The sequence below is a fragment of the Paraburkholderia sp. MM5384-R2 genome (assembly GCF_014201025.1).
Lineage (GTDB): Bacteria > Pseudomonadota > Gammaproteobacteria > Burkholderiales > Burkholderiaceae > Paraburkholderia > Paraburkholderia tuberum.
The window spans coordinates 99624-123907 of sequence record NZ_JACHDI010000015.1; the positions used below are offsets into that span (position 1 = coordinate 99624).

The following is a 24284-nucleotide window of genomic DNA, read 5'->3' on the forward strand; positions in this document are numbered from 1 at the left end:
CACCATGTCGCGGGTTCTCGATTATTTCAGTACGCTCGTCGCCGAAGACGAGAGCCTGCCGCTGACCGAGACGGCGCTCTCGATCGCGCAGGATGCCTATCCCGACCTCGATCTGCAGTCGGTGCTCGCCGAGATCGACGAGCTGGTGCTGCGGCTGCGGCGCCGCATGCCCGACGATGCCGACATCCGTCAGAAGGTTGGCATCCTCAATCGTTTCTTTTTCCGCGAACTCGGTTTCGCGAGCAACCTGAACGATTACTACGACCCCGACAACAGCCATCTGAACGTCGTACTCAAACGTCGCCGCGGCATTCCGATTTCGCTCGCGGTGCTCTATCTGGAGATGGCCGAGCAATTCGGCGTTCCGGTGCGTGGAGTGTCGTTTCCAGGCCACTTCCTGCTGCGCGTGACGATGCCCGACGGCGACGTGATGCTCGATCCGACCACCGGTCATTCGCTGTCCGAAGCGCAGATGGTCGAGATGCTCGAGCCGTACGTCGCGTCGGCTGGCGATTCGGTCGGGCGCGCGCTACGCATGCTGCTGCAACCGGCCACGCATCGCGAGATCGTCGCGCGGACGTTGCGCAACCTGAAGGCGATCTATCTGCAGACCGAGCGTTGGCAACGTCTGCTCGCGGTGCAGCAACGGCTCGTCATTCTGCTGCCGGACAATATCGAGGAAGTGCGGGATCGCGGTTTCGCGTATGCGCGGCTCGATTATCTGCGGCCCGCGCTCGAGGACCTCGAAAGCTATCTCGGCGATCGCCCCGATGCGGAAGATGCCACCGTGGTCGAGTCGCAGTTGCATGAATTGCGGCAGCGCACGCGGCATGATGGCGGCGAATAGCGACGCGCATTTTCACGCTGCATAAAACACAAACGCCTGCACATGTCGCACATGCACAGGCGTTTTTTTATCGCCGTATGCAGGCCTTGGCCAAGCATCGGCGACCGGAGCGATCGCTAAGCGATCCTCACTTCGGCTGCATGCGGATCGCGCCGTCCAGCCGGATCACCTCGCCGTTCAGCATCGGATTGTCGAAGATCTGCTTGGCGAGCATCGCGTATTCGGCCGGTTTGCCGAGGCGCGGCGGGAACGGCACCATCGCACCGAGCGCGTCCTGCACTTCCTGCGGCATGCCGAGCAGCATCGGCGTTTCGAAGAGGCCGGGGGCGATCGTCATCACGCGGATCGCGTTGCGCGACAGGTCTCGCGCGATCGGCAGCGTCATACCGACCACGCCGGCCTTCGACGCGGAGTAGGCCGCCTGGCCGATCTGGCCGTCGAACGCGGCGACCGATGCGGTGTTGATGATCACGCCGCGCTCGCCGTTGGCGTTCGGCTCGTTCTTCGACATTTGCACCGCGGCGAGCCGGATCATGTTGAACGTGCCGATCAGATTGATCGAGATCGTGCGCGTGAACAGATCGAGCGAATGGGGGCCATCCTTGCCGACGGTCTTCGCGGCCGGCGCGACGCCCGCGCAGTTGACGAGACCGCGCAGCGTACCGAGCTTCGTCGCGGCTTCGACGGCCTGTTGCGCGTCCTCTTCCCGGCTCACGTCGCATTTGACGAAAGCGCCGCCGAGTTCCTTTGCAAGCGCCTCGCCCGCGTCCAGATTCAGGTCGGCAAGGACGACTTTGCCGCCGTTCTCGACGAGCAGGCGCGCGGTGGCAGCGCCGAGTCCTGATGCGCCGCCGGTGATCAGGAACATGTTGTCACGAATCTCCATGTCTTCTCCTTTGCTACGGTTGTTCAGTGCGGTCTCGAGCGAAGCTTTTTTCGACGATCGATTGTAGCGGCTGTGCTGCGCTGCGGAAAGCGAAGCGGGCGGCGGCATGCGGGCGCTATGGAAAACTAACTGGTTCCGCTGGGCGTTCCCCGCCGCTTGCCGCTTTTGGTTTGCGCACCGAGCCAAATAAAAAACCCGCCCAATGTGGGCGGGTTTTGGTCAAACGAAAACAGCGCTAATGTTTGGACCAAGCCGGCTTACTTCAGCGCGTCGAACGCGCGGGCGCGAATTTCATCGACGCTGCCGAGGCCCGAAATGCGGCGATATTGGGGCGCCTTCACCGAGCTCGACGTATCGCCGTTCTTCGCCCAGCCGTTGTAGTACTCGATCAGCGGCTTGGTTTGCGATTCGTACACTTCCAGACGCTTCTTGACCGTTTCTTCCTTGTCGTCGTCGCGCTGGATCAGCGGCTCGCCGGTCACGTCGTCGATGCCCTCGACCTTCGGCGGATTGAACGTCACGTGATAGGTGCGGCCCGACGCGGGGTGCGAGCGACGGCCGCTCATGCGCACGATGATCTCGTCGAACGGCACGTCGATTTCGAGCACGTAGTCGATCGCGACACCGGCCTGCTTCATTGCTTCGGCTTGCGGAATCGTGCGCGGGAAGCCGTCGAACAGATAGCCGTTCGCGCAGTCCGGCTGCTGCAGACGTTCCTTCACGAGGTTGATGATCAGCTCATCCGTGACGAGTTCGCCGGCGTCCATGAAGCGCTTTGCTTCGACGCCGAGCGGCGTGCCAGCCTTGACGGCCGCGCGCAGCATGTCGCCGGTCGAAATTTGCGGGATGCCGAACTTTTCCTTGATGAAGTTGGCCTGAGTGCCTTTGCCGGCACCCGGTGCACCCAACAGGATCAAACGCATGGATATCTCCAGATCTATGTGAATTCTTTGTTGACGCGGGATGCTTCCCGGCGATTCTCGCAGGTTCCGCATCGGCTACCGTTGGCTACCTCGCGCTGCACGTCGAATACGACGGCGCTGCAAGATCCGCACGGCGCGACCGGGATAACCCGAGTGTCGCCTGCGCTGGGAGGCGCGCATAACCGTTCGATTATGCCACGGCTTCCCGCGCTCAAGACCCGAATAAGGCCCGTACGCGCGCGAGGTCGGCGGGGGTATCGACCCCCGGCAACGGTACGTCTTGCGTGACGAGGACCGCGATGCGCTCGCCATGCCACATTGCACGCAGTTGTTCGAGTGCTTCGACCTGCTCGATCGGCGAGATCGCGAGGCTCGGGTACGTGCGCAGAAATTTCGCGCGATACGCGTACAGGCCGATGTGCCGGTATACGACGGCGGGCGCGGCCGGCGTCGGCATCGACGCGACGTTGGGCCAGTGCGGTTGCCATGCGTCGCGCGCCCACGGGATCGGCGCGCGCGAGAAATACAGCGCGACGCCGCGCGCATCGGGCACGACCTTGACGACGTTCGGATTGAAAATTTCGGCGGGATCGGTGATCGGATGCGCGGCCGTCGCGATCGCGCAGTCGCTCGTCGTTGCCAGATGCGCGGCGACGCCGCGCACGAGCGCCGGGTCGATCAGCGGCTCGTCGCCCTGCACGTTGACGACGATCGTGTCGTCGCTCCAGCCGAAACGCGTCGCCACTTCCGCGAGACGGTCGGTGCCCGACGGATGGTCGGCGCGCGTGAGTACCGCGTCGAAGCCGTGGTCTCGCGCCGCGTCGAGCACTTCCTGCGCGTCCGACGCGACCAGCACCTGCTGCGCGCCCGATTCGCGCGCGCGCTGCGCGACGCGCACGACCATCGGTTTGCCGCCGATGTCCGCGAGCGGCTTGTTGGGCAGGCGCGTCGACGCGAGGCGGGCCGGCACGACGGCAATAAACGGATGAGGGGTGGTGTGGATCATCGGATCAGGAACGGGCGGCGATCAGGCCGGAGGAAGAGGCTGCGCGCGCGACGCTCACGCAGGGTCGGACATGAGCCGGAGCGGCGAAAACGGCTGCGGATCGATATTGGAGCGCATGCGGGGAGGGGGCGGTGGCATCGATGAAGCCTGCCTTGACCCGCGCGCGAGCGAGACGTCGCGGCGCCTCGGCGCCGCGACGCGGCGGGTCAGGCGACCGAGCCTGGATTCAGATCGACCGGCGTGCCTTCGACGGTCTGCCTCGCTTCGTCGACGAGCATCACGGGAATGCCGTCGCGGATCGGATAGGCGAGCTTGTCCGCGTTGCAGATCAGTTCCTGCGCGGCGCGGTCGTAGCTGAGCGGGCCCTTGCAGATCGGGCAGACGAGGATTTCAAGCAGGCGAGCGTCCACGGACTTTCTCCACAACTAATGCAGTGAGGCGGTGATCAAGCGCGGCTTCGACCGGGACTACCCAGATGCGCGCGTCGTGCCAGGCCCCCAATTTTACCGCATCCTTTTCCGTAATCAGGATCGCGTCGGCGTCGGCGTCGGTGAACGGATTGCGCTCGAACGCGTAGTGGTCGGGCAGCGCGCGCGTCGTGGGCGCGAGGCCGGCCGCGCGCACTGTCGCGAAAAAGCGTTCCGGCGCGCCGATGCCGGCCGCGGCCAGCACGCGTTGACCGGCGAATTGCGCAAGCGGGCGGCGCAGTGCGGGATTGTCGAGATGCCACGCGTCGGCAGGGGCGAGCTGCAGTGCGAACGTGTTCGGCCACGCGGGCAGCGTGCGCGCATACGGATCGTTGATCAGCGTCGCGTCGCGGCGGCGCGACAGCGGCTCGCGCAGCGGCCCGGCCGGTAGCAGGAAACCGTTGCCGCCGAGCCGGTGATCGAACACGACGAGTTCGACATCGCGCGCGAGGCGATAGTGCTGCAAGCCATCGTCGCTGACGATCACGTCGACGTCGCGATGCGCGGCGCACAACGCCTGCGCGGCGGCGACGCGGTCCGGACAGACCCACACGGGTGCGCCGGTGCGGCGCGCGATCAGCAACGGCTCGTCTCCGCCGACCCGTGCCGACGAACCGGGCGTGACCCGGGTCGGGGTGCTCACGCGCGCGCCGTAGCCGCGCGAGACGATGCCGGGCGTTAAGCCCGCAGCGCGCAACGCCTCGACGAGCGCGATGACGGTCGGCGTCTTGCCGGAGCCCCCGACCGTCACGTTGCCGACCACCACCACCGGCACGCCGACGCGCACCGATTTGAGCCAGCTAAGCGAAAACGCGGCGCGGCGCGCGGCCGCGACTGCGCCGAACACGCAGGCGAGCGGCGTCAGCGCCCAGGCGAGCGGTCCACGTTGCTGCCATTCGCGCGCGAGGCGCGCTCCGAGACGGTCGCTGAGTTCGCTCATGGGCGGGTTGCGAGCACGGACTGCGCGCCGTGCGCACTACGCGGGGTCAACATCAACGCGGTTCTCCGGACAATCGAATGCGAATACGGGTCGAAAAATGAGGTGCGAGCGGCGCGGCGAGAGGGCCCGCGGCCAGTGGCCTCGGGCCGGCAAGCTCTCCGCCGCGCTGCGCGATCGACATACCGTCGAACCCGGCACTGTAGCGCGCGGGCGTCCCGCCCGGCAAGTCGCGTAAGGTCCAACGCACGCCGCTCCACGCTATGTGCGGTTGCTCACAGTCTGTGGATAACTTTGTGGAGAACCTGCCGTCCGATCGTCCCGAAGGGCCATTCCGTGCGCTTTGGATCGTAGTACTCGCTCGCTATCGAGATGCAAACGCCATATAAATCAAGGCTCTGCCAGGAATTTATTGACGTTGGCGGGCGTTCTGGCGGAATTCGTCAGGCGGTTCCCGCCATGTGGACACTTTTAACAATCCTGCGATTCCGGCTGGACGCCGCTCTTCGCTCGGTCTATCGTCTGTCCGGCCAGCGCTATTTATTCCTCGCATGAACCCCGAAAATCCTTTTGCTTCTGCGGCCGCACCAGGCGGTGAGGTCGTCGTTCCCGTCTCCGCGCTCAATCGCGCGATCGGCACGATGCTCGAACGCTCGTTTCCACTCGTTTGGGTCGCGGGTGAAGTGTCGAACTTCACGCGCGCCGCGAGCGGCCATTGGTACTTCTCGATCAAGGACGCGCAGGCGCAGATGCGCTGCGTGATGTTCCGCGGTCGAGCTCAGTACGCCGAATTCATGCCGCGCGAAGGCGATCGCATCGAAGTGCGCGCCCTCGTCACGATGTACGAGCCGCGCGGCGAACTGCAGCTTAATGTCGAAGCGGTGCGCCGCACCGGCCAGGGGCGTCTGTACGAAGCGTTTCTGCGGTTGAAGGCGCAACTCGAGGCCGAGGGGCTGTTCGCCGCCGAGCGCAAGCGCGCGCTGCCGACGCATCCGCGCGCGATCGGTATCGTCACGTCGTTGCAGGCGGCCGCATTGCGCGATGTGCTGACGACGCTGTCGCGTCGCGCGCCGCATATTCCGGTGATCGTTTATCCGGCGCCGGTGCAGGGCGCGGGCGTTAGCGCGAAGCTCGCGGCGATGATCGAGGCGGCTGGCGCGCGCCGCGAGGTCGACGTGCTGATCGTGTGTCGCGGCGGCGGCTCGATCGAAGATCTGTGGGCGTTCAACGAAGAAGTGCTCGCGCGCGCGATTGCGGAAAGCGTCATACCCGTGGTGAGCGGCGTCGGTCACGAGACCGATTTCACGATTGCCGATTTCGCCGCCGACGTACGGGCACCGACGCCGACCGGTGCCGCCGAACTCGTCAGTCCACAGCGCGTCATGCTGCTGCGCGAACTTGATCATCGGCACGCGACGCTCGCGCGCGCGTTCGGCCGCATGATGGAGCGGCGCGCGCAGCAGCTCGACTGGCTGGCGCGCCGGCTCGTGTCGCCCGCCGAGCGGCTCGCTCGGCAGCGCACGCATCTGCAGCAGTTGCGCGTTCGGCTCGCGTCGGCGGGCGCCCGGCCGGTGCGCGACGCTCGTGCGCGATTTTCGTTGCTGCAGATGCGCTGGCAACGCTGGCGTCCGGATCTCGCGGCCGAGCGCACGTGCGTCAACGTGTTGGCGCAGCGTCTGGATGCGGCGCTATCGCGCCGGCATGAACGACAGGTTGCGCGCATCGACATGCTCAGCGCGCGACTCGAAGTGCTGAGTCCACAGCGCACGCTCGAGCGCGGTTATGCGGCCGTGCTCGATGCGCAAAGCGGTCGGGCGATTCGCACGCCGTCGTCGCTGAAACCTGGACGTCGTCTGACGATGCATCTCGCCGAAGGCTCGGCCGATGTCGCGCTCGCCGACGTGCAGGCGCGTCTGACCGACGGTTTCTGACGTTTCGCCGGTGGGCGCGTGACGCCTGTTTACTGTCTTCCGACGAGCCGGGCACGCGCCATGCGCGCCCTTCTCAAGGGCCTTGCGCACGGCGTGTTCGACATGCCGGACATAAAGGCCGTTGGTTTGCGGGGTTATTCCAACTCGCCTACAATCGAGTGCTCGATAGCGTCATCCGCAGACTCCCCACAACAGATACAGAGAAGGAAAGCACCATGGAACATACGCTCCCGCCGCTGCCGTTTGCGAAAAACGCGCTCGCTCCGCACATGTCGGAAGAGACGCTCGAGTTTCACTATGGCAAGCATCACCAGACCTATGTGACCAACCTGAACAATCTGATCAAGGGCACCGAGTTCGAGAACCTGTCGCTGGAAGAGATCGTCAAGAAGTCGTCGGGCGGTATCTTCAACAATTCGGCTCAGGTGTGGAATCACACGTTCTTCTGGAACAGCCTGTCGCCGCAAGGTGGCGGCGCACCGACCGGCGCGCTGGCTGACGCCATCAACGCGAAGTGGGGTTCGTTCGACAAGTTCAAGGAAGAGTTTGCGAAGACCGCGGTCGGCACGTTCGGCTCGGGCTGGGCATGGCTCGTGAAGAAGGCTGATGGTTCGCTCGACCTCGTGTCGACGAGCAACGCCGCCACGCCGCTCACCACCGACGCGAAGGCTCTGCTGACGATCGACGTGTGGGAGCACGCTTACTACATCGACTATCGCAATGCGCGTCCGAAGTTCGTCGAGGCGTACTGGAACATCGTCAACTGGGACTTCGCAGCGAAAAACTTCGCTTGAGATTGCCGGTTGCAGCTCGCCGTCCGATGTCGTGATCCTTGCGGTCGCGATTGAAGATGTTAGCCAGAGACGAAAGCCCTCCATCGCGAGGGCTTTTTCTTTCTGGAGGCGATTGGAAGGGGAGGGTTGTATTGCTTACCAGCGAGGGATGCCCTTCTTACGCGCTTCTGAAAGAAGTTTGTCACAGTCGGTAACTGCGGTTTGGCGGGGCGCGGCGCTCGGGAAGGTCGTCGCGTCCGGTTGCTGGAGTACGACGTTCGGCGCGGCCGGCGTCGTATCAATCGATTGCCAGCTCATCTACAAGCATTACTTGATATAACGTACCAATCGCCGCAGCGACTCGCAGCAAGGTCGAGGCCAGCCAGCCGGGCAAAAAACTTTCTGTAACTGAGCCGTAACCACGGAAATTCGCGATTAGCCTAACGTTTGAATTCCAATCCTCCGAAGTGCACCGCCATGATTTCCAGCAATAAAACGATCAGCCTGGCGATTCCCGCCGCCGTCATCGCGCTCGCGTTAAGCGGTTGCGCAGTGGCGCCACCGAGCGGCCCGAGCATAGCCGCGATGCCGCGTAGCGGCGAGCCGCTCAGCCAGTTCCAGCAGAACGACTACGCGTGCCGCGACTACGCGAATCAATCGACGAATCCGTCCGGCGCTGCGCAGGCGGCCACCACGAACAGCGTGAACAGCGCGGCGCTCGGCACGCTCGGCGGCGCGGCGATCGGTGCGCTGTTCGGCGCCGCGGCGGGCAACGCCGGCGCGGGCGCGGCGATCGGCGCCGGCAGCGGTCTGCTGATCGGGGGCGCGAACGGCGCGAATGGCGCCCAGTATTCGGCGACCGGCATGCAGGCGCGCTACGACACCGCCTACGCCCAGTGCATGACCTCGAAGGGTGAGACGATCGTTCAGCCGCAGCCTTACTATTCGACGCAGCCGGTGTACGTCGCGCCCCGTCCTTATTACGCGCCGCCTCCGCCCGTCATGTACGCGCCTTATCCGGCGTACTGAGCGGTGATAGCTGAGGCCGGCCGGCCTGCTTGTCTTGCATTGTCGGCCGGTACTGCATTTCAGGTCCGAAGGACGGTTGGGCGGTAGCTTTTAGCGACGATCGTCGAATCCGGGCCGCTACTTATTCCGCGCCGTCGGTTGATGCCGCTTTGCGCGGGCGACGGCTCCGGGACGCCGTTTTACGGGCTGCTGCCTTCCTGGCGGCCTCAGACCCTTCTTCCGAGTTGATTGCTGGAGCAGGGGGCGCGGCCGGCGCTGCGATCTCAGGTACTTCCTCGATCGTGCCTGGCGTGCTTTTCTTCACTTTCTTCGCGGCCGTTTTGCGCGATGCGCGCTTTTTGGCGCTTTGACGCTGCGAGGGTTGGTCGCTGTCGGTGGAATGGTCGGTTCCTTGGCCGAAAACGACTTGTTCAGCGGTTGTATCCGCTTTCGCTGTTACAGCGCGAGCTTTGGATTCTTCAGTTATCGGTTCAGTGACGAACTCATGCGGGAGCGGCGCGTGTTCACGCGAGTCCTGCCGCTCGACCTCTTCGGCGGGTTCCGCGTGTTCGGTGAGAGCCGGAGCGGTAGCCGCATGCTCTTCATCAGCCGTTTCGTGGTGACCGCTCTTGCCGTGCGCGGCCTCCTGCTGACCCCGCCCCAGCTTGCGGTTGTTGCGCTCCTTGCGCCGCGACTTGTGCTTGCCGCCCGACTCGGACGCGGCAGCTTGCACAGCCTGCGCTTCATACGAATGTTCGGCCGCCTGTTCGGCCGATACCGCTTCAGCCGACCCCGTTTCGGCAGACTTCGCCGCGGTTTCGCCGATGGTTTCACTTGCCGCTTCACTCGCAACGTTCACGGCTGTGCTTCGATAGACATACGCGCCTGACTTTTCATCGCGGCCGAATTCGAGCAGCCCGCGCGCCTGCGCTTCTTCCAGCAGATTGCCGAAAGCACGAAACCCGTAATACGTCTCGTTGAAATCCGGTTTGCGCCGTTTGATCGCGTTCTTCAGCACGGACGCCCAGATCTTGCCGCTGTCGCCACGTTCGGAAGCGAGCGCGTCGAATGTCTGCACCGCAATTTCAACGGCCTTGCTGCGGCGCTTCTCCAGATCTTCCTTGGGCGGAGCCTTCTCTTCATCAGGCGCACGTTTGGCTGCCTGCTGGGTGTTCTGCTGCTGACGCGACGATTCGGGCCTCGCGACTGCGCGCTGGCTTTCGCGTACAAGATCGTCGTAAAAGAAGAACTCGTCGCAATTCGCAATCAGCAGATCCGAGGTGGACTGTTGCACACCAACGCCGATCACCTGTTTGGCGTTCTCGCGCAGCTTCGACACGAGCGGCGAGAAATCCGAATCACCACTGATGATGACGAACGTATTGACGTGCGATTTCGTATAACAGAGATCGAGCGCATCGACGACGAGCCGGATGTCGGCGGAATTCTTGCCCGATTGGCGCACGTGCGGAATTTCGATCAACTCGAAATTGGCCTCGTGCATCGCGCCTTTGAAGCTCTTGTAACGATCCCAGTCGCAATACGCTTTCTTGACGACGATGCTGCCCTTCAGCAGCAGGCGCTCGAGCACCAGCTTGATGTCGAACTTGTCGTACTTCGCGTCGCGCACGCCAAGCGCGACATTCTCGAAGTCGCAGAACAGCGCCATGCTGACGTTTTCGTTGGATGACGCCATGTGTATCTCCATTGAAGCGGTCGTCGAAGTCGACGAATCGCGACATGATAGCGATTCCAGCGAAGGTGAGCAGCTTTTGTGGTGCACTCGCACCGATCGGTAGGTGGGAATTTGCAGCCTGCGGTCCAACCGGTGGTCCAGCGGGCGGCTCGATGTCAGTTCCGTTACAGGGTGTCGCGACGGCCTGCGTTGTTCCATGTCGCGCGAGCTTCCAGCACGTCATCGATCAATCCGTATTCCCTCGCTTCGAGCGCCGACATGAAGTTGTCGCGGTCGGTGTCGCGCGCGATTTCTTCGACGCTGCGTCCGGTGCGCTCGGCCATCATCGCATTGAGACGCGCTCGTACATACAGCACCTCCTTGGCCTGGATTTCGATGTCCGCCGCGGTGCCCTGACCGCCGCCCGACGGCTGGTGAATCATGATGCGCGCGTTGGGTAGCGCATACCGTTTGCCGCATTGACCCGCGGTGAGCAGAAAGGTGCCCATGCTCGCGGCAAAACCTGTGCACAAGGTCGAGACCTCCGGCTTGATGAACTGCATGGTGTCGTAAATCGCGAGGCCGTCGTACACGGAGCCGCCGGGCGAGTTGATGTAAAAAGAAATATCCTTGTCGGGGTTCTCCGATTCGAGAAACAGCAATTGCGCGACGATCAGACTGGCTGACTGCTCGTTCACGGGCCCGACAAGAAAGACGATGCGCTCGCGCAGCAGGCGGGAGTAGATGTCATAGGCACGTTCGCCCCGGCCGGATTGTTCGATCACCGTGGGCACAAGGCCGAGGCCGGAGACAGACGGGTAACTGGAAGGCATGGATTCCTCGTTCAGGATGGATGGCGCGGGCATTCCGGGATGCGCAGGCCGCCGCGGATCAGAAGCCGCGTGACACGCGCCGGTTGTTGCTCATTTGACGATGCAGCCGCTGGCGTTGTGACAGCGAATTTTTTTGCGCCGCGCTGTCACATCACTGGTTGCCCATGCGTCAAGCTCAGGAATACCGAGCATGACGCGCGCCTGAGCCATGCCACCGGTATGCAGCCACTTTTTCACCACGCACCATCGGGAGGTCTACGCATGACGGAACAGGGAATCGACAAGGCATCCGGTTTCGAGGCCGCGCGCGCCCGTCTGCTGGCACTCGCATATCGGATGCTCGGCAGTCGCGCGGAGGCCGAAGACGTGGTGCAGGATGTCTGGCTCAAATGGCACCTGGCCGATACGCAGGCGGTGCAAACGCCGGTCGCCTGGCTCACCACGCTCACCACGCGCACGGCGATCGACCGTCTGCGGCATGCACAGCGCGAGCGTGCGTCACAGGCTAGCGGCTGGTTGCCGGAGCCGTGGCTCGACGAGGTCGCACCATCGGCGGAGGAGTTGGCGTTGCGAGCGGCAGATATGTCGTACGGCGTGATGCTGCTTCTCGAACATCTGAAACCAGACGAACGTGCGGCGCTCGTCCTGCATGAAGCGTTCGAGTGCGGTTATGCGGAAATCGCCTCGATTCTCGAGCGCACACCGGCCGCTTGCCGGCAAATGGTTCATCGCGCCAAGGAGCGTCTGAGACGTGCGGGGGCGCCGTTGGAGCGGCCCGATCCGGCGGTGCATGGGCGAATCGTCGAGCGTTTGCGCGCGGCGCTCGAAGCGCAAGACCGGGCGGGTCTGCTACAGCTTTTCAGCGATGCGCCGCAACTGATCAGCGACGTACCTTTGTACGCTCCGCCCCCTCCGTTCCCCACAGCCAACCCGGCCCTTCGAGCACAAGGGCCAACGCCTGAAACCGAAGCGCAACGCGACCGCGAACCGGGTTCAGGTCCGAAGTGGATGGCTGTAGTCACATCGCTCGCGCAACAGGCGAGCCATGCGGAGGTGGTGTCGATGGCGGGTGCGGTGTGCATCGCACTGTTCTGCGACGGCGACATCGTCGGGTTAATCGACGTGGTGACGGATGGCAAAACGGACCTTTCGGCGAAAATCGTCTCGCTGCGCATCCTGACCAGCGCCGCGCATCTGCAGGCGGCCAACCGGATGCTGGGCCGTGATGCGGTCGCGGAACTGCTTGCCCGCATCAAGGACCATCCGGCGGCGTCAGTTACGGTGAGCCGCGACTTCCCAGTTGATGTCGACGCATAGCACCTGCGTACCATGCGACGTGTGCGCGGCAATCGAGGCGGTCACGCACAGATGCGCTTCGTTGATCGACAGATACGGCGGCGTCAGATGAACCCGCCCCGGTTGACGCATCGCCTGAATGAAGTACGGGCGGCGCTCCCAACTCGCGCCTTCGGAATGCAGCAGCGGGCTGAAGCGCTTGGCGCGTTGCGATGTGCGCCCCGGCGGCAGCACGTTGTCGCCGATCTGCCGCCCCGAACCGTCCAAAACGAAGCAGCGCGCCGTTTCTCCGAGCGCGAGCAGAGGTGCGGTCGCCTGCGTGATCGATTCCCCGGCAACCAACTGCGCGGCGGCTGCCTCGAGCGCCGTGACATACGGCGCGAGCCGCGCGGATTGCGCTTTCTCTCGAGCGGCAACGCGTTCGCGCAGCGAAGCGGAGAGCGAATCCATCAGGCCAGCGGCAACTTGCGGCTTGACGGGTTCGACGCTCGGACCCGCGAAAAATGCGCCCTGGACGAAGTCGACATTGCATTCGAGCGCGATCAGCGCATCACGTTCGGTGCTCAGACCACCCATCAGCACCAGTTGCCCAGACTCGTGCAACAGAGAGACGAGGCCCGGCAACACGCGCTCGATATGCGAGTGTTCACTCGCTTGCGCGAGGATGCAGCGGTCGAGCGTGACGATGTCCGGCCGCAGATTCCACACCCGGTCGATGTTCGAATGCTTGGCGCCAAAGCCGTCGAGCGCGATCAGGAAACCGGACTTGCGCAGCGAATCGACGATTTCGGCGAAGCGCGTGGTTTCGCCGCCAGCCTGTTCGGATACTTCGAGCACCACGCGCTGCGGCGGCAGGCCGAGCGCCTTCAGGCTGGCAAGCAGCGCGTCGCCGTAGCTGGTGTCCATCAGTGCGGCCGGATGCAGGCTGAGGAAGAGCCATTCGTCGTGACTGTCGAATGCGTTGAAGTTGCCGAGGTGCAGCGATTCGGCCAGCCGTCCGAGTTCCAGCAGATCGCCGCGTCGCGCGGCCTGCGTAAAGACTTCGTGCGAGGGCACTTGCCGCTCATGCTCGTCGTGCACGCGCAGCGACGCGTGATACCCGATCGCGCGCCGGTGCGATACCGAAAAGACCGGCTGAAACACGCTGAAAACGGTGTAGCCGCCATAGAGAACGGTACGCCGGGAGCCTTCGTCGCCGGCCATCGGGCGTGGTGGCTGGAAGCCGGGAGGATCGAGTTCGATCATGCTCATCGTGTCGGTCGTGTGGAAATGGCGGCGCTTGCAGGGTCAGGCAGGAGTTCGCGCGCGCAGACCAAGAGTTTACAGGATAGCCGAGCAAGAACTATGCGCATGTTCGAACTAAGCTCGAGCGTCCACCAGCAATGCTCCGAGGAAATCATTGCGCGCCCGCCGCGGTATGAAGGCGATAACGCGCACTTCGCTGGTGCGGGACGCGCCCCGTTGCGGGTCGGCGACGCTGTGCAAGGGTGCTGCGTGCGGCGCGCGTGGAGCGATGCCCGGAAATCCGTTCGCGAGTGCACGAGGATGTGTCGTCCCGGCTCGTGCGGCTTTCAAGTTCGCTCCGACGGATCGGTCTTTTTCGCGGGCGTGCGAATCTCCGGGGACAACTGCGCAAAGATCCATGACGAGCATGCGGTGATGATGCCGACACAGAGGAACGTCGCATGAAACGCGGGCAGCGAATTGGCGCCGGTCACGCGTTGCATGATGCCGGTAAAGGTTGTCAGCAACGCACCGGCCACCGTCACGCCGAGACTCATCGAAAGCATCTGCACGAGCGAAAACAGGCTATTGCCGCTGCTGGCGCCGCCAGTGCCCAGGTCCTTCAACGTCAACGTGTTCATCGCGGTGAACTGCATCGAGTTCACGCCGCCGAAGATCGCCAGTTGCACGAGCCGCAGCCACAGCGGCTGAAGCGTGCTCGTGAGCGCGAAACTCGCCATCATCAGGCCGACCAGAATCGTGTTCGCCATCAGCACGCGCCGGTAGCTGTACTTCAGAATCAGCTTCGTCACGAGGCGCTTCGTCGCCATGCCCGCGGCCGCCACGGGCAGCATCATCAGCCCGGCTTCGAATGCGCTATAGCCGAGGCTCACCTGCAACAGCAGAGGAATCAGGTAGGGCATCGAGCCGCTGCCGATCCGCGCGAACAGATTACCGAGCAGCCCAACGCTAAACGTGTGGATCTTGAACAGATCGAGCGGGAAGATCGGCGCGGGCTCGCGCACCGCGTGCAGCCCATACGCAACGAAGCACGCCATGCTCAGAATCAGCAGCACCAGCACCGTCGCATGTTGAACGCCGAACTCGGTGCGGCCGTCGAGCGCGAACGAAATCGCCACCATGCCCACCACCAGCAACAGGTAGCCGCCAAGGTCGAATTTGCCCGTGTGTTCGTTGCGGCTATCCGGCATGAAGATAAACGTCGCGATGCAGCCCACGATGCCCACCGGCACGTTGATCAGAAAGATCCAGTGCCACGACGCGATCTTGACGAGCCAGCCACCGAGCGTCGGTCCGATCAACGGTCCGATCAGCCCCGGAATCGCCACGAACGACAACGCCGGCAGATAGCGCTCAGCCGGAAAGGTTCGCAGCACCGCGAGCCGTCCAACCGGCAGAAGCATCGCGCCGCCCACGCCTTGCAGAACGCGAAAGAGCACCAGTTGGTTCAGCGTATGCGCGTTCGCGCACAGCAACGAGCCCACCGCGAACACGAGGATCGCACTGAAGAACACGCGCCGCGTGCCGAGTCTGTCGGCGAGCCAGCCGGACACGGGGATCATCACCGCCATCGTCAGCGAGTAGGCGATCACCACCGATTGCATGCGCAGCGGCAGTTCGCCGAGGCTTGTCGCCATCGCGGGCAGCGCGGTGTTGACGATCGTCGAATCGAGCGTCTGCATGAAGAAGCCGGTGGCGACCAGCCACAGCATCACGGTCAGCGAGCGGGGCGAAGGACCCGAGGGGATATCGGGAGCGAGGGCGGGCGGAGGCGTCGTCGTGGACATATGAGGTGGCTGGGCGCGCTCGGTCGGGCTGGGACTCGCTATTCTAGGGAAAAGCGGGTCCCGGCGCAGCGGGCGGCGCAACGTTGCGCGGGTGTCGGCGCTGCGTCACGGCCGCGCTCCGCGCCGTGTTCACGCATCAGGCGGCAACTGCGCCGCCGCATGAAAAAACGCCTGCGCCCGTGGCTCGTTGCCAAACGCCACATGAATCCTGATCCACGGGCTCACCTCCCGGTTCGGCCTGAAGTGTTGTCCAGGCAGCACCGTCACTCCGAGCGGCACGGCGCATTCAACGAGCCGCTCGGCGTCCGCGACATGCGGCACGCGTGCCCACACGAACTTGCCGCCCGCTGGTTCTTCGAAGATCTCCCAGCCGGCATCTTCGAGTGTCTGGACGGTCGAGCCGAGCGCGCCGCGCATCTGGCGGCGCAGTCGCTCCAGATATTTGCGATATGCGCCGCGCTCCAGCATCGACACCGCCACCGCTTCGGCAAAGCGCGAACAGCCGATGCTCGTCAGCATCTTGATGTCGACCAGGTCCTTGATGATCGCGTGACTCGCAACCACGTAGCCGACCCGCAGCGAAGACGACAGCGTTTTCGACAATCCACCGATGTAGATCACCTGTTCGAGTTGGTCGAGGGTGGCCAGGCGGTCGGTGAGCTCGGTCTGAAAATCCGCGTAGATATCGTCCTCGATGATCTGGAAGCCATGCTCTCGCGCCATTTGCAGCAAACGGAATGCGACCTGCGGTGCGACCGTGGTGCCGGTCGGGTTGTGGAACACGGTGTTGATGAGCAGCAATCTGGGCCGGTGCAGCTTCAGTTGCGCCTGCATCGTGTCGAGGTCGGGACCATTGCCGGTGCGTGGAATGCCGATCAGCTTCATGCCGTGCAGGCGCAACAGGCCGTACAGGTTGTAGTAACCGGGGTCCTCGACAAAGATCGTGTCGCCTGGCTTGAGCATGTAGCGCACCAGCAGATCGAACGCCTGGCTCGCGCCATTGGTGATCAGAATCTGCGATGCGTCTGCCTGGATGCCCAACTGGCCAATGCGGCCGCGCAACTGTTCGCGCAAGACCGGGTTGCCGAGCGGCGTCGCGTACTCGACCATGCTAGCCGGATCGGTTCGCGACACGTGGCGGATGGCCTGCGCAATGCCATCGATGTCGCGCCAGCTTTCGGGGATGAAACCGGTGCTGAGTTTCAGCGTCTCGCCCGGAAAGTTGAATTGCTCGAGCAGATGGTCCGACTCGACATCGGCGCGGCGCGGGTCCGAAGTGCCCTGGCAGCGCATGTCGGTCGGTTGGCGATCGGCGACGTAAAAGCCGGAGCCGTGGCGCGAGTCGACATAGCCGAGCGACACCAACCGGTCGTATGCCTCGATCACCGGAAAGCGGCTTACGCCGAAGTCGGCGGCGAACTGGCGGATCGACGGCAGCTTTGAGCCAGGATGCGCATTGCGCGAGCGGATCCACGCCGAGACGCCCGCGACGATCTGCTCGGTCAGCGGCACGCCGTTGTCCCGATCGAGCTGGATTTCGAGTTTCATACGCTTGCCTTCTGTCGCCGGCCAGCGAACGCGAAAGTTTTCAACCTGCGCCGCGCGAGCCATGCCAACTGTTCGGTTTTTTGACTGAACAGTTCCGATGAAAGTGTTCGGAACTGTGCATGGGTCTCCGATCATCGCACGTCAATAATCGGCACAACAGAAAGTTCATCGAGGAGAACGGCGATGCGAGAAGTGCGAGTTTTCGAGCTGGAACATGGCGAGCCCGTCACGGCCTGGCGGGTTGCGCGTCCGACGATTTTCAAGGTGATCAGCGGCAACGTCTGGCTGACCGTCGAGGGCGAGCATGAGGATCACTGGCTGGCGGCGGGGCAGTCGATCGAGTTGGCGCGTGGATCGGTGGCATGGATCAGCGCCGGGCGGGCCGGGGCGCGTTTTGCACTGGCGAGCGGCTCGGAACGCAGGTTGCCGACGCTGCTATTCGGCTGGCCGATGCCGGCTTGGCTGGCGCGTCGGCCGGGCGTGGTCTGATGCAGGGCGAACGGCGAGCCGCCTCTTCGTAGCCCCTAAGCAGCTCCTCCCGCCTCATACTCCCCGATGTACCGCGCCCGCGGCCGGATCAACCGGCCATCGCGCGCCTGCTCCATCGCGTGCGCGATCCAGCCGACCACCCGCCCGAGCGCGAACAGCGTGAACGCGGCCCCGCTCGGCAAGCCGAGCACGCGCTCGATCGCGGCGAGCGCGAAATCCACCGTCGGCTCCGCGCCGGTCGTGTCGCGCACCGCTCGCGCGACCTGCAGCACCTCGTTGAGCGGCGAGCGGACTGGCGCGCAGTCGGCGAGCATCGTCAGCAATAATCGCGCGCGCGGATCACCGTCCGGATAGAGCGGATGACCGAAGCCCGACAGCATCGGCCCTTGCGCGCCGTGCTCGTAGCGCGCGAGACGGTTCGCCAGATAGCGGTCCAGCTCGGGCGAGCGCGCCGCCTCATCGAGCAGCGCGGCGATGCGCACGGTTTCGCCGCCGTGACGCGGCCCCGAAAGCGCCGCGAGCCCGCCCGCGACCGCACCGAACAGGTGCGTGCCCGTCGACGTGATACAACGGACCGTGAACGTCGACGCGTTCAGCTCGTGATCCGCGCAGGCGACCAGGGCCGCGCGCAGCAGTCCGCTTTGCTGACGGCTGCGCACCCGCCAGGCCGTCGCGATCTGCCGATGCAGCGGTTCGTTCGACGGCGCCGCCGGCAGCATCGCGGCGGCCAGCAGCCGCATCACGGCGCACCCGGTGTCGAGTTGCGCATCGCGGCCGAGCGCCCACACGCGCGGCATCTGCGCGGCGGCGGCCGGCAGCAGCACCAGCGCGCGATCGAGCGGCGTGCAGTCACTCCACAGCTTGAGCCACGCGGCCCATTGCGCGGGGGCGAGCGGCACGACGGGCGCATCGCCGATGCGCCGCGCGCTGCATTCCCACAACAGCGCCGCGACGTCTTCGAGTGACGCACTGCGCGCGAGCTCGATCGCATCGTGCCCGCGATACAGCAGCCGACCGTCCGCGACCAGCGTGATCGACGATTCGAGCACCGGTACGCCCCAGTCGAGCACCTTCTGCGCGACCTTGCCGGCGCGTTTGCCGTCCGCCTTGCGACGCGCGAGGCGGCGCACCTCGGCGGCATCGTAGAGCCGATGCCTGCCTTGCGCATCCGGCGACGAGCCGAGCATGCCTCGGCTTACATACGCGTACAGCGTCGGCAAGCTGACGCCGAGCGTTGCGGCCGCTTCGGCGGCGCTCAGGTAAATCGGGGCTGGCATAAAAGTGCGTATAAACCGAAGAAATCAATATATGTTGATTATCATAATCAAGATTGATTGCGGCGAGGCGCAAATTTAGACTCGATGTACCTGCTTCCTGTCCGCGCGGCCAGCGCGCCCGATCCCATGACGCCCGAACTCGCCCTCAAGCACATCTGGACCCTCGCCGGCTGCGATCCGGTCGCGCTGCACGCCGTGTCGCTCGCCGGCGCGGATCCCGGCTTGCCGTCGGTCTACCGTGTCGGCAGCCTCGCGGCGTCGACCATCGCCGCGACGGGCCTCGCCGCCGCCGAATACTGGCGCTTGCGCAGCGCTCGCCTGCAACAGGTGTCGGTGCAGATGCGTCGCGCGCTGGCGGCGTTTCGCAGCGAACGCTATTTGCGGATCGACGATGGGCCGCCGCCCGCGCTGCGCGATCCGGTCACCGGCTTCTATGAAACGGGCGACGGCCGCTGGATCCAGCTGCATACGAATTTCGCGCATCACCTGAAGGGCGTGCTCGAGGTGCTCGGCTGTGACAATGGGCGGCCCTCGGTGGCGGCCGCGATTCGCGGCTGGGAGGGCGCGACGCTCGATCAAACGCTCGCCGACGCAGGCCTGTGCGCCGCCTTGATTCGCACGCCCGACGAATGGGCCGCGCTCGAGCAGGCCAAAGCGATCGCGCGCTTGCCGCTGTTCGAGATAGAGCGCATCGGCGACGCCCCGGCCGAGCCGCCGCGCCACGCCGCCGCTGACACCGAGCCTGGTGTCGGCCGCCCGCTCGCGGGTGTGCGGGTGCTGGATCTGTCGCGGATCATCGCGGGACCGGTGGCCGGCCGCGCGCTCGCGCATCATGGCGCGGACGTGTTGACGATCAACGGGCCGCATCTGCCGAACATCGCGCCGCTCGTGATCGACAACGGCCGCGGCAAGCGTTCGGCAATCGTCGATCTGCGCGAGGCGGCAGGCTGCGACACGTTGCGCGGACTCGGGCGCGATGCCGACGTGTTCCTGCAAGCCTATCGTCCGGGCGCGCTCAAGGCGCGCGGCTTCGGGCCGGACGAGCTGGCGCGGCTGCGGCCCGGCATCGTCTATGTCTCGGTGTGCGCGTACGGGCACACAGGGCCGTGGGCGCAGCGACGCGGCTTCGATAGCCTGGTGCAGTCGGCGAGCGGCATCGCGTGGACCGAGCGCGCGGCGGCGGGTTCAACCGAGCCGCGGCATCTGCCGTGTCAGGCGCTCGATCACGCGACCGGCTATCTGGCCGCGTTCGGCGCGATGGTCGCGCTCGCGCGGCGCGCTCGCGAGGGCGGCAGCTGGCATGTGAAGGTGTCTCTTGCGCAGACGGGGCGTTGGCTGCAGTCGTTCGGGCTGCTGGCCGATGGGCAGCAGGCGCCCGAGGTGTCGCTCGACGATGTGCGCGATTGCGTCGCGAGCGTGCAATCGGAGTTCGGGCGGGTGCTTGGCGTGCTGCCGGCGGAGGAACTGGAGCAGACGCCTGCGTTTTATGTGCTGCCGCCGGCGCGCATCGGCGCGCACGAAGCCCGGTGGACGTGACGGTTGGAGCGGGCGGCGCGTTCAGGTTGGGAACGCGGCGTACCTGACCGCCCACCGTGTCGCAGCTTACTTTCGCAACTCCGCCACGAAGTCGTAGTAATCGTTGCGGCAGTACGTGTCCGTCAGTTCGATCGCGCGTTGATCCGCCGTATAACCCACGCGCGTGATCAACAGCAACGCCTCGTTCGGCGCGATGCTCATCTGCTGCGCGATCTCGTCGCTCGCGTTCACCGCGCGGAAGTGCTGCAACGCGCGCACGATCGTCAGTCCGCGATTCTCCAGATACGTGTACAGCGAGTCGCCGATTGCCTGTGGATCGGGAATCACCGCGGCCGGGAACGTCGAATTCTCGACCGCCATCACGATGCCGTCGGCGAGCCGCAGCCGCCGCAGCCGCGTGACCGCGGCGGCCGGCGACAGACCCAGCTGGATCACCTCGTCGCGATTGGCCGGCGAGATTTCGCGCGACAGCCACTTCGAACTCGGCGTGAAGCCGCGCCGCCGCAGCATTTCGCTGAAGCTCGACAGACGCGACAACGGATCTTCGTAGCGCGGCGTGATGAAGCTGCCCGCGCCTTGGGTGCGGCGGATCAAACCCTGCTCCACGAGCAGCGCGATCGCCTTGCGCGACGTGATGCGCGACACGCCGAGCGCCTCCGACAGCACGCGCTCCGAAGGCAGCGCCTCGCCGGCGTTCCAGCGGTTTTCGTGGATCGCGCTGCCGAGCTTGCGGGCAAGTTGCAGATAGAGCGGCGTGTCGTTTTCCGGGTCCGGGCGCAGGTCGCGCCAGCGGTCTTCCGAGGCAGAGGTCATGGGGCTCACGCAAGAGGGGCAAGCGGCAATTTTAAAACATCGGCGCGTCCCGTTATAGCGGGCTTTTGCCAGGCGCGCCGTTGCGAGGCCGCGGAGCCGCTAAACTCGTCGCCAGGTTTTTAGTAGCATGCGTTGCGTGATGAGGCGGCGGGCCAGCGCATCGCATCTGGATCGAGCCACTTTCGAGGAGTCAACATGACGAGCGAGATCGCAAGCGTGAGCCTGCCGGGCGGCGAGCGCATGCCAGCACTGGGGCAGGGCACGTGGGAAATGGGCGAGCAGCGGGCACGACGCGCGGCGGAAATCGCTGCGCTGCGCTGCGGCATCGAACTCGGCATGGCGCTGATCGATACCGCCGAAATGTACGGCGACGGCGCGACCGAGTCGCTGCTCGGCGAAGCGCTCGCGGGTTTGCGCGACAAGGTGTTTCTGGTCAGCAAGGTGTATCCGCACAACGCCAGCCGGCGCGGCGTGATCGCCGCGTGCGAGCAGAGCCTGAAGCGTCTGAAAACGGACCGGCTCGATCTTTATCTGCTGCACTGGCGTGGCTCGGTGCCACTGGCGGAAACCGTCGACGGCTTCGAGGCGCTGCGGCGCGCGGGCAAGGTCCGTCACTGGGGCGTCAGCAACTTCGATACCGACGACATGGAAGAACTCGTCGCGACGCCAGGCGGCGACGCGTGCGCGACCAACCAGATTCTGTATAACGTGGCGCGACGCGGGCCGGAGTTCGATCTGTTGCCGTGGCTCGCCGCGCGCGGCATGCCGGCGATGGCGTACAGCCCGGTCGATCATGCGCGGCTGCCGAAACGCTCGCCGCTCGACGATATCGCCGACGCGCGCGGCGTCTCGGTGTTTCAGGTGGCGCTCGCGTGGGTGCTGGGCAAGCCCAATGTGTGCGCGATTCCGAAGGCGGCGCGCGTCGAGCATGTGCGCGACAACCATCGCGCGTCGCAACTGGTGCTGGAAGCCGGCGAACTCGCCGCGCTCGACGCGTACTTCAAGCCGCCGCGCGGCAAGCGTGCGCTGGAGATGTTGTAAGCGCCGGCGCGGCCGCCGTCCGTTGCGCAACGGCGGCGCGCAAGGCTCGAAGCGCTGTGGGTGTCGATGACGCCGCTCGCGCTGACGCGGCGCTCAGGTGCAGGGATGGTGCTGATGCACGGAGCCGAGCACGGCGACTTCGGCGGGGGTGTGCTGCAGCGCGTCGTCCGGCACCTGGGCGGCATCGGCGAGGAAGTCGTCGACGATCGACGACACCGCCACGTCGCGCAGGCATAGCGACACGCGCTGCGTTTCGTTGGCGGGGAGGGTTGCTCGTTGCGAGAGGAACAGCACGCCGTATTGATAGCCGTGGATGATGCCGCGGATCGCGCCGACGCATTGCCCTTGCGCGACGTTGTCGTGGCGCTGTTTGCAGCTCTGGACGAGCGAGTAGGCGGAGAAGCTCGGATCGACCGGTGGTGCCGCTTGCGACAAGGTTTGCGCCATTGGCTGCGCGGGTGTTTGCGCATTGGCGAGCGATGCGAGGCCCAGGGCGGCAGCGGTCAGCACGGCGGCTGCCGTGCGGGTCGCGGAGGGGGGGACGCTTCTATGCATGTTGTGGGCCCTCATATCGAACGATGAATTTGATATGAGGCGGTGGTCTCGGATTGGTTCCATAACACTCGCACGCAATGGAGGTTGTGTTCCCGCCGCTCGCGGTGCGGTTCGCGCGATGGCGCGAGGCGCGGCGCGCGCGCTCCGAGCCATTCCGTCAGCGCGCGCCGAAGGCGGGCGGGCCGCTCTGACCGGCCTCCGGCGGTGACGCCCGACCGGGGGATCGGGACATCACCGCCGTTGCCAGCGGATAGCGGACAGTATGCCGGGACATGTCGCTGGCGGGTAGGGCGCGGGGGAGCTCCCTACCCGGGGCAACGGGCGACGCCTAGTGCCCGTTCCCGCCACCGTTGCCACTGCCGCCGCTGCCGCCACCCTTGCCTCCGTGACCGCCGCCGAAGCCTCCGCCAAAGCCTCCGCCGAACCCGCCACCGAAGCCACCACCGAAGCCACCACCATTCGCACCGCCGAAACCACCGCTAGGGCCACCGTTGGAGCCTCCGCAACCGCAGCCGCCGCTCCCGCTGCCGCCGCTGCTTCCGCCTCCGCCTCCGCCTCCGCCGCCGCCTCCGCCTCCGCCTCCGCCTCCGCCGCCGCCGCCTTTGCCGCCTCCGCCGCCACCGCCACCTCCGCTTCCACCTCCGCTTCCACCTCCGCTTCCACCTCCGCTTCCACCGCCGCTTCCACCGCCGCCACCACTACCGCTATTTCCCTTACCGCCACTCCCAATTCCGCTCCCTGAACCCGCCGCCCCGGCGCCGCTGTTGCCGCTTGCGCCAGCACCGCTATTGCTCGAACCCGCCGCGCCGCCATTACCGCTGCCGTTGCCACTGCCGCCGCCGAGCCGCCCGCAGCCCGGACCGCCGAGCCCGGCGCAGCCGGCCGGCGCGAACACCGAGGCGGCGTCGTCGGCGGCCGTGGCCGTGCCAGCCTCGGCGCCGGTCGCCGCGCCGTCGTTCTGCGCGAGCAGCAGCGGCGTTGAATCGCCGTGTTGAGCCCGCGACGCATCGGCCAGCACAATGGAGCGAGGGATCACGTCCGTCGACGCCCCGTACGCGGCCCCGCCCGCCAACACCGCGACCCCCGCGAGGACCACCGCGCCGCGCATCGTTGCACAGTAGTACTGATCTGATTTTCCGGTCTTCATCGCGCGTCTCCAGAGCGAAGGACGGTACCTCGCTGCCGCCTTCGCGAACTGCCCCAGCGCCGGCCGACCTGTCTGCACGCGGGTCTTGTCGAACCCCCGGTCCGTTGTGTCGAAGTTGTCCGCGCGTCGCTGCCGTGCTGATCGCGCGAGGTCGCGCCATCGCGTGGTGACGCTCGTCGGGCGGATATGCGCGGCGTTGCGCGCCCGGTTTGGCTTCGAATCTCTGGCCGCTAATTTAGCGATATCCATGCCACGCGTCGCAAA

At 65.4% G+C, this 24284-nt stretch carries 23 protein-coding genes; 8 read left to right on the forward strand and 15 right to left on the reverse strand.

The window, feature by feature from the left end; translation table 11 throughout:
* The first annotated feature begins 4 nt into the window (after positions 1–4).
* Complete coding sequence (locus HDG37_RS22865) at positions 5–847, forward strand: SirB1 family protein (protein ID WP_184051656.1); 843 nt, start codon at positions 5–7, stop codon at positions 845–847.
* A 127-nt stretch (positions 848–974) separates the two neighbouring features.
* Here HDG37_RS22865 and HDG37_RS22870 read toward each other — a convergent pair whose 3' ends face one another.
* The 5 genes from HDG37_RS22870 to lpxK form a co-directional block, all read right to left on the reverse strand.
* Complete coding sequence (locus HDG37_RS22870) at positions 975–1733, reverse strand: 3-hydroxyacyl-CoA dehydrogenase (protein ID WP_184051535.1); 759 nt, start codon at positions 1731–1733, stop codon at positions 975–977.
* Between the two features lie 257 nt (positions 1734–1990).
* Complete coding sequence (gene adk, locus HDG37_RS22875; RefSeq protein WP_184051537.1) at positions 1991–2656, reverse strand: adenylate kinase; 666 nt, start codon at positions 2654–2656, stop codon at positions 1991–1993.
* 211 nt (positions 2657–2867) lie between these two features.
* The gene (kdsB, locus tag HDG37_RS22880; RefSeq protein WP_184051539.1) at positions 2868–3662 is read right to left on the reverse strand and encodes a 3-deoxy-manno-octulosonate cytidylyltransferase; all 795 of its coding nucleotides are present in this window, start codon (positions 3660–3662) and stop codon (positions 2868–2870) included.
* A 206-nt stretch (positions 3663–3868) separates the two neighbouring features.
* Positions 3869–4072, reverse strand: a complete 204-nt coding sequence (locus tag HDG37_RS22885) for a Trm112 family protein (protein WP_007180583.1) — start codon at positions 4070–4072, stop codon at positions 3869–3871.
* On the reverse strand, positions 4053–5069 hold the full coding sequence (gene lpxK / locus HDG37_RS22890; protein WP_184051541.1) for a tetraacyldisaccharide 4'-kinase: 1017 nt from the start codon (positions 5067–5069) through the stop codon (positions 4053–4055). The genes HDG37_RS22885 and lpxK overlap by 20 nt, the downstream gene beginning before the upstream one ends.
* Before the next feature lie 548 nt (positions 5070–5617).
* Between lpxK and xseA the strand changes: the two genes are divergently transcribed.
* From xseA to HDG37_RS22905, 3 genes are all read left to right on the forward strand, one after another.
* On the forward strand, positions 5618–6997 hold the full coding sequence (gene xseA, locus HDG37_RS22895) for an exodeoxyribonuclease VII large subunit (RefSeq protein WP_184051543.1): 1380 nt from the start codon (positions 5618–5620) through the stop codon (positions 6995–6997).
* 215 nt (positions 6998–7212) lie between these two features.
* Positions 7213–7791 (forward strand): superoxide dismutase [Fe], encoded by a 579-nt coding sequence (sodB, locus tag HDG37_RS22900; RefSeq protein WP_013090345.1) that lies wholly within the window; start codon positions 7213–7215, stop codon positions 7789–7791.
* A gap of 456 nt (positions 7792–8247) precedes the next feature.
* The gene (locus HDG37_RS22905; RefSeq protein WP_184051545.1) at positions 8248–8799 is read left to right on the forward strand and encodes a glycine zipper family protein; all 552 of its coding nucleotides are present in this window, start codon (positions 8248–8250) and stop codon (positions 8797–8799) included.
* Between the two features lie 121 nt (positions 8800–8920).
* On the opposite strand, the gene HDG37_RS22910 is transcribed toward HDG37_RS22905, so the two are convergent.
* From HDG37_RS22910 to HDG37_RS22920, 3 genes are all read right to left on the reverse strand, one after another.
* Entirely contained in the window at positions 8921–10474 is a 1554-nt protein-coding gene (locus HDG37_RS22910; RefSeq protein WP_184051658.1) for an NYN domain-containing protein, read from the reverse strand.
* A gap of 164 nt (positions 10475–10638) precedes the next feature.
* Positions 10639–11286: an ATP-dependent Clp endopeptidase proteolytic subunit ClpP gene (clpP, locus tag HDG37_RS22915; protein ID WP_184051547.1), complete on the reverse strand. Its 648-nt coding sequence runs from the start codon at positions 11284–11286 to the stop codon at positions 10639–10641.
* A 90-nt stretch (positions 11287–11376) separates the two neighbouring features.
* Positions 11377–11523: a hypothetical protein gene (locus tag HDG37_RS22920; protein WP_184051549.1), complete on the reverse strand. Its 147-nt coding sequence runs from the start codon at positions 11521–11523 to the stop codon at positions 11377–11379.
* A 24-nt stretch (positions 11524–11547) separates the two neighbouring features.
* Here HDG37_RS22920 and HDG37_RS22925 point away from each other — a divergent pair, with 24 nt between their 5' ends.
* On the forward strand, positions 11548–12603 hold the full coding sequence (locus HDG37_RS22925) for a sigma-70 family RNA polymerase sigma factor (RefSeq protein WP_184051551.1): 1056 nt from the start codon (positions 11548–11550) through the stop codon (positions 12601–12603).
* Here the strand turns inward: HDG37_RS22925 and HDG37_RS22930 are convergent.
* The 3 genes from HDG37_RS22930 to HDG37_RS22940 all read right to left on the reverse strand — a co-directional run bounded on the left by HDG37_RS22930 (position 12559) and on the right by HDG37_RS22940 (position 17162).
* Positions 12559–13833: an EAL domain-containing protein gene (locus HDG37_RS22930; protein WP_184023079.1), complete on the reverse strand. Its 1275-nt coding sequence runs from the start codon at positions 13831–13833 to the stop codon at positions 12559–12561. The genes HDG37_RS22925 and HDG37_RS22930 overlap by 45 nt on opposite strands.
* A gap of 320 nt (positions 13834–14153) precedes the next feature.
* A complete protein-coding gene (mdtD, locus tag HDG37_RS22935; protein ID WP_184051553.1) occupies positions 14154–15614 on the reverse strand; it encodes a multidrug transporter subunit MdtD in 1461 nt (486 codons plus the stop codon).
* A gap of 129 nt (positions 15615–15743) precedes the next feature.
* Positions 15744–17162: a PLP-dependent aminotransferase family protein gene (locus HDG37_RS22940; RefSeq protein ID WP_184051555.1), complete on the reverse strand. Its 1419-nt coding sequence runs from the start codon at positions 17160–17162 to the stop codon at positions 15744–15746.
* A 183-nt stretch (positions 17163–17345) separates the two neighbouring features.
* Between HDG37_RS22940 and HDG37_RS22945 the strand changes: the two genes are divergently transcribed.
* Positions 17346–17651 (forward strand): DUF2917 domain-containing protein, encoded by a 306-nt coding sequence (locus tag HDG37_RS22945; RefSeq protein ID WP_184023083.1) that lies wholly within the window; start codon positions 17346–17348, stop codon positions 17649–17651.
* A 35-nt stretch (positions 17652–17686) separates the two neighbouring features.
* Here HDG37_RS22945 and HDG37_RS22950 read toward each other — a convergent pair whose 3' ends face one another.
* Positions 17687–18928: a citrate synthase family protein gene (locus HDG37_RS22950; protein ID WP_184051557.1), complete on the reverse strand. Its 1242-nt coding sequence runs from the start codon at positions 18926–18928 to the stop codon at positions 17687–17689.
* A 126-nt stretch (positions 18929–19054) separates the two neighbouring features.
* Here HDG37_RS22950 and HDG37_RS22955 point away from each other — a divergent pair, with 126 nt between their 5' ends.
* Positions 19055–20464 carry a CoA transferase gene (locus HDG37_RS22955; protein ID WP_184051660.1) on the forward strand — a complete coding sequence of 470 codons (1410 nt, stop codon included), beginning with the start codon at positions 19055–19057 and terminating at the stop codon, positions 20462–20464.
* 66 nt (positions 20465–20530) lie between these two features.
* Here HDG37_RS22955 and HDG37_RS22960 read toward each other — a convergent pair whose 3' ends face one another.
* Positions 20531–21277 (reverse strand): GntR family transcriptional regulator, encoded by a 747-nt coding sequence (locus HDG37_RS22960; protein ID WP_013090333.1) that lies wholly within the window; start codon positions 21275–21277, stop codon positions 20531–20533.
* A gap of 195 nt (positions 21278–21472) precedes the next feature.
* Here HDG37_RS22960 and HDG37_RS22965 point away from each other — a divergent pair, with 195 nt between their 5' ends.
* The gene (locus tag HDG37_RS22965; protein ID WP_184051559.1) at positions 21473–22318 is read left to right on the forward strand and encodes an aldo/keto reductase; all 846 of its coding nucleotides are present in this window, start codon (positions 21473–21475) and stop codon (positions 22316–22318) included.
* 93 nt (positions 22319–22411) lie between these two features.
* Here HDG37_RS22965 and HDG37_RS22970 read toward each other — a convergent pair whose 3' ends face one another.
* Together HDG37_RS22970 and HDG37_RS22975 are read right to left on the reverse strand one after the other, a co-directional pair.
* Entirely contained in the window at positions 22412–22873 is a 462-nt protein-coding gene (locus HDG37_RS22970) for a Rap1a/Tai family immunity protein (protein ID WP_184023091.1), read from the reverse strand.
* Between the two features lie 328 nt (positions 22874–23201).
* Complete coding sequence (locus HDG37_RS22975; protein ID WP_184051561.1) at positions 23202–24020, reverse strand: hypothetical protein; 819 nt, start codon at positions 24018–24020, stop codon at positions 23202–23204.
* Positions 24021–24284: the final 264 nt, after the last annotated feature.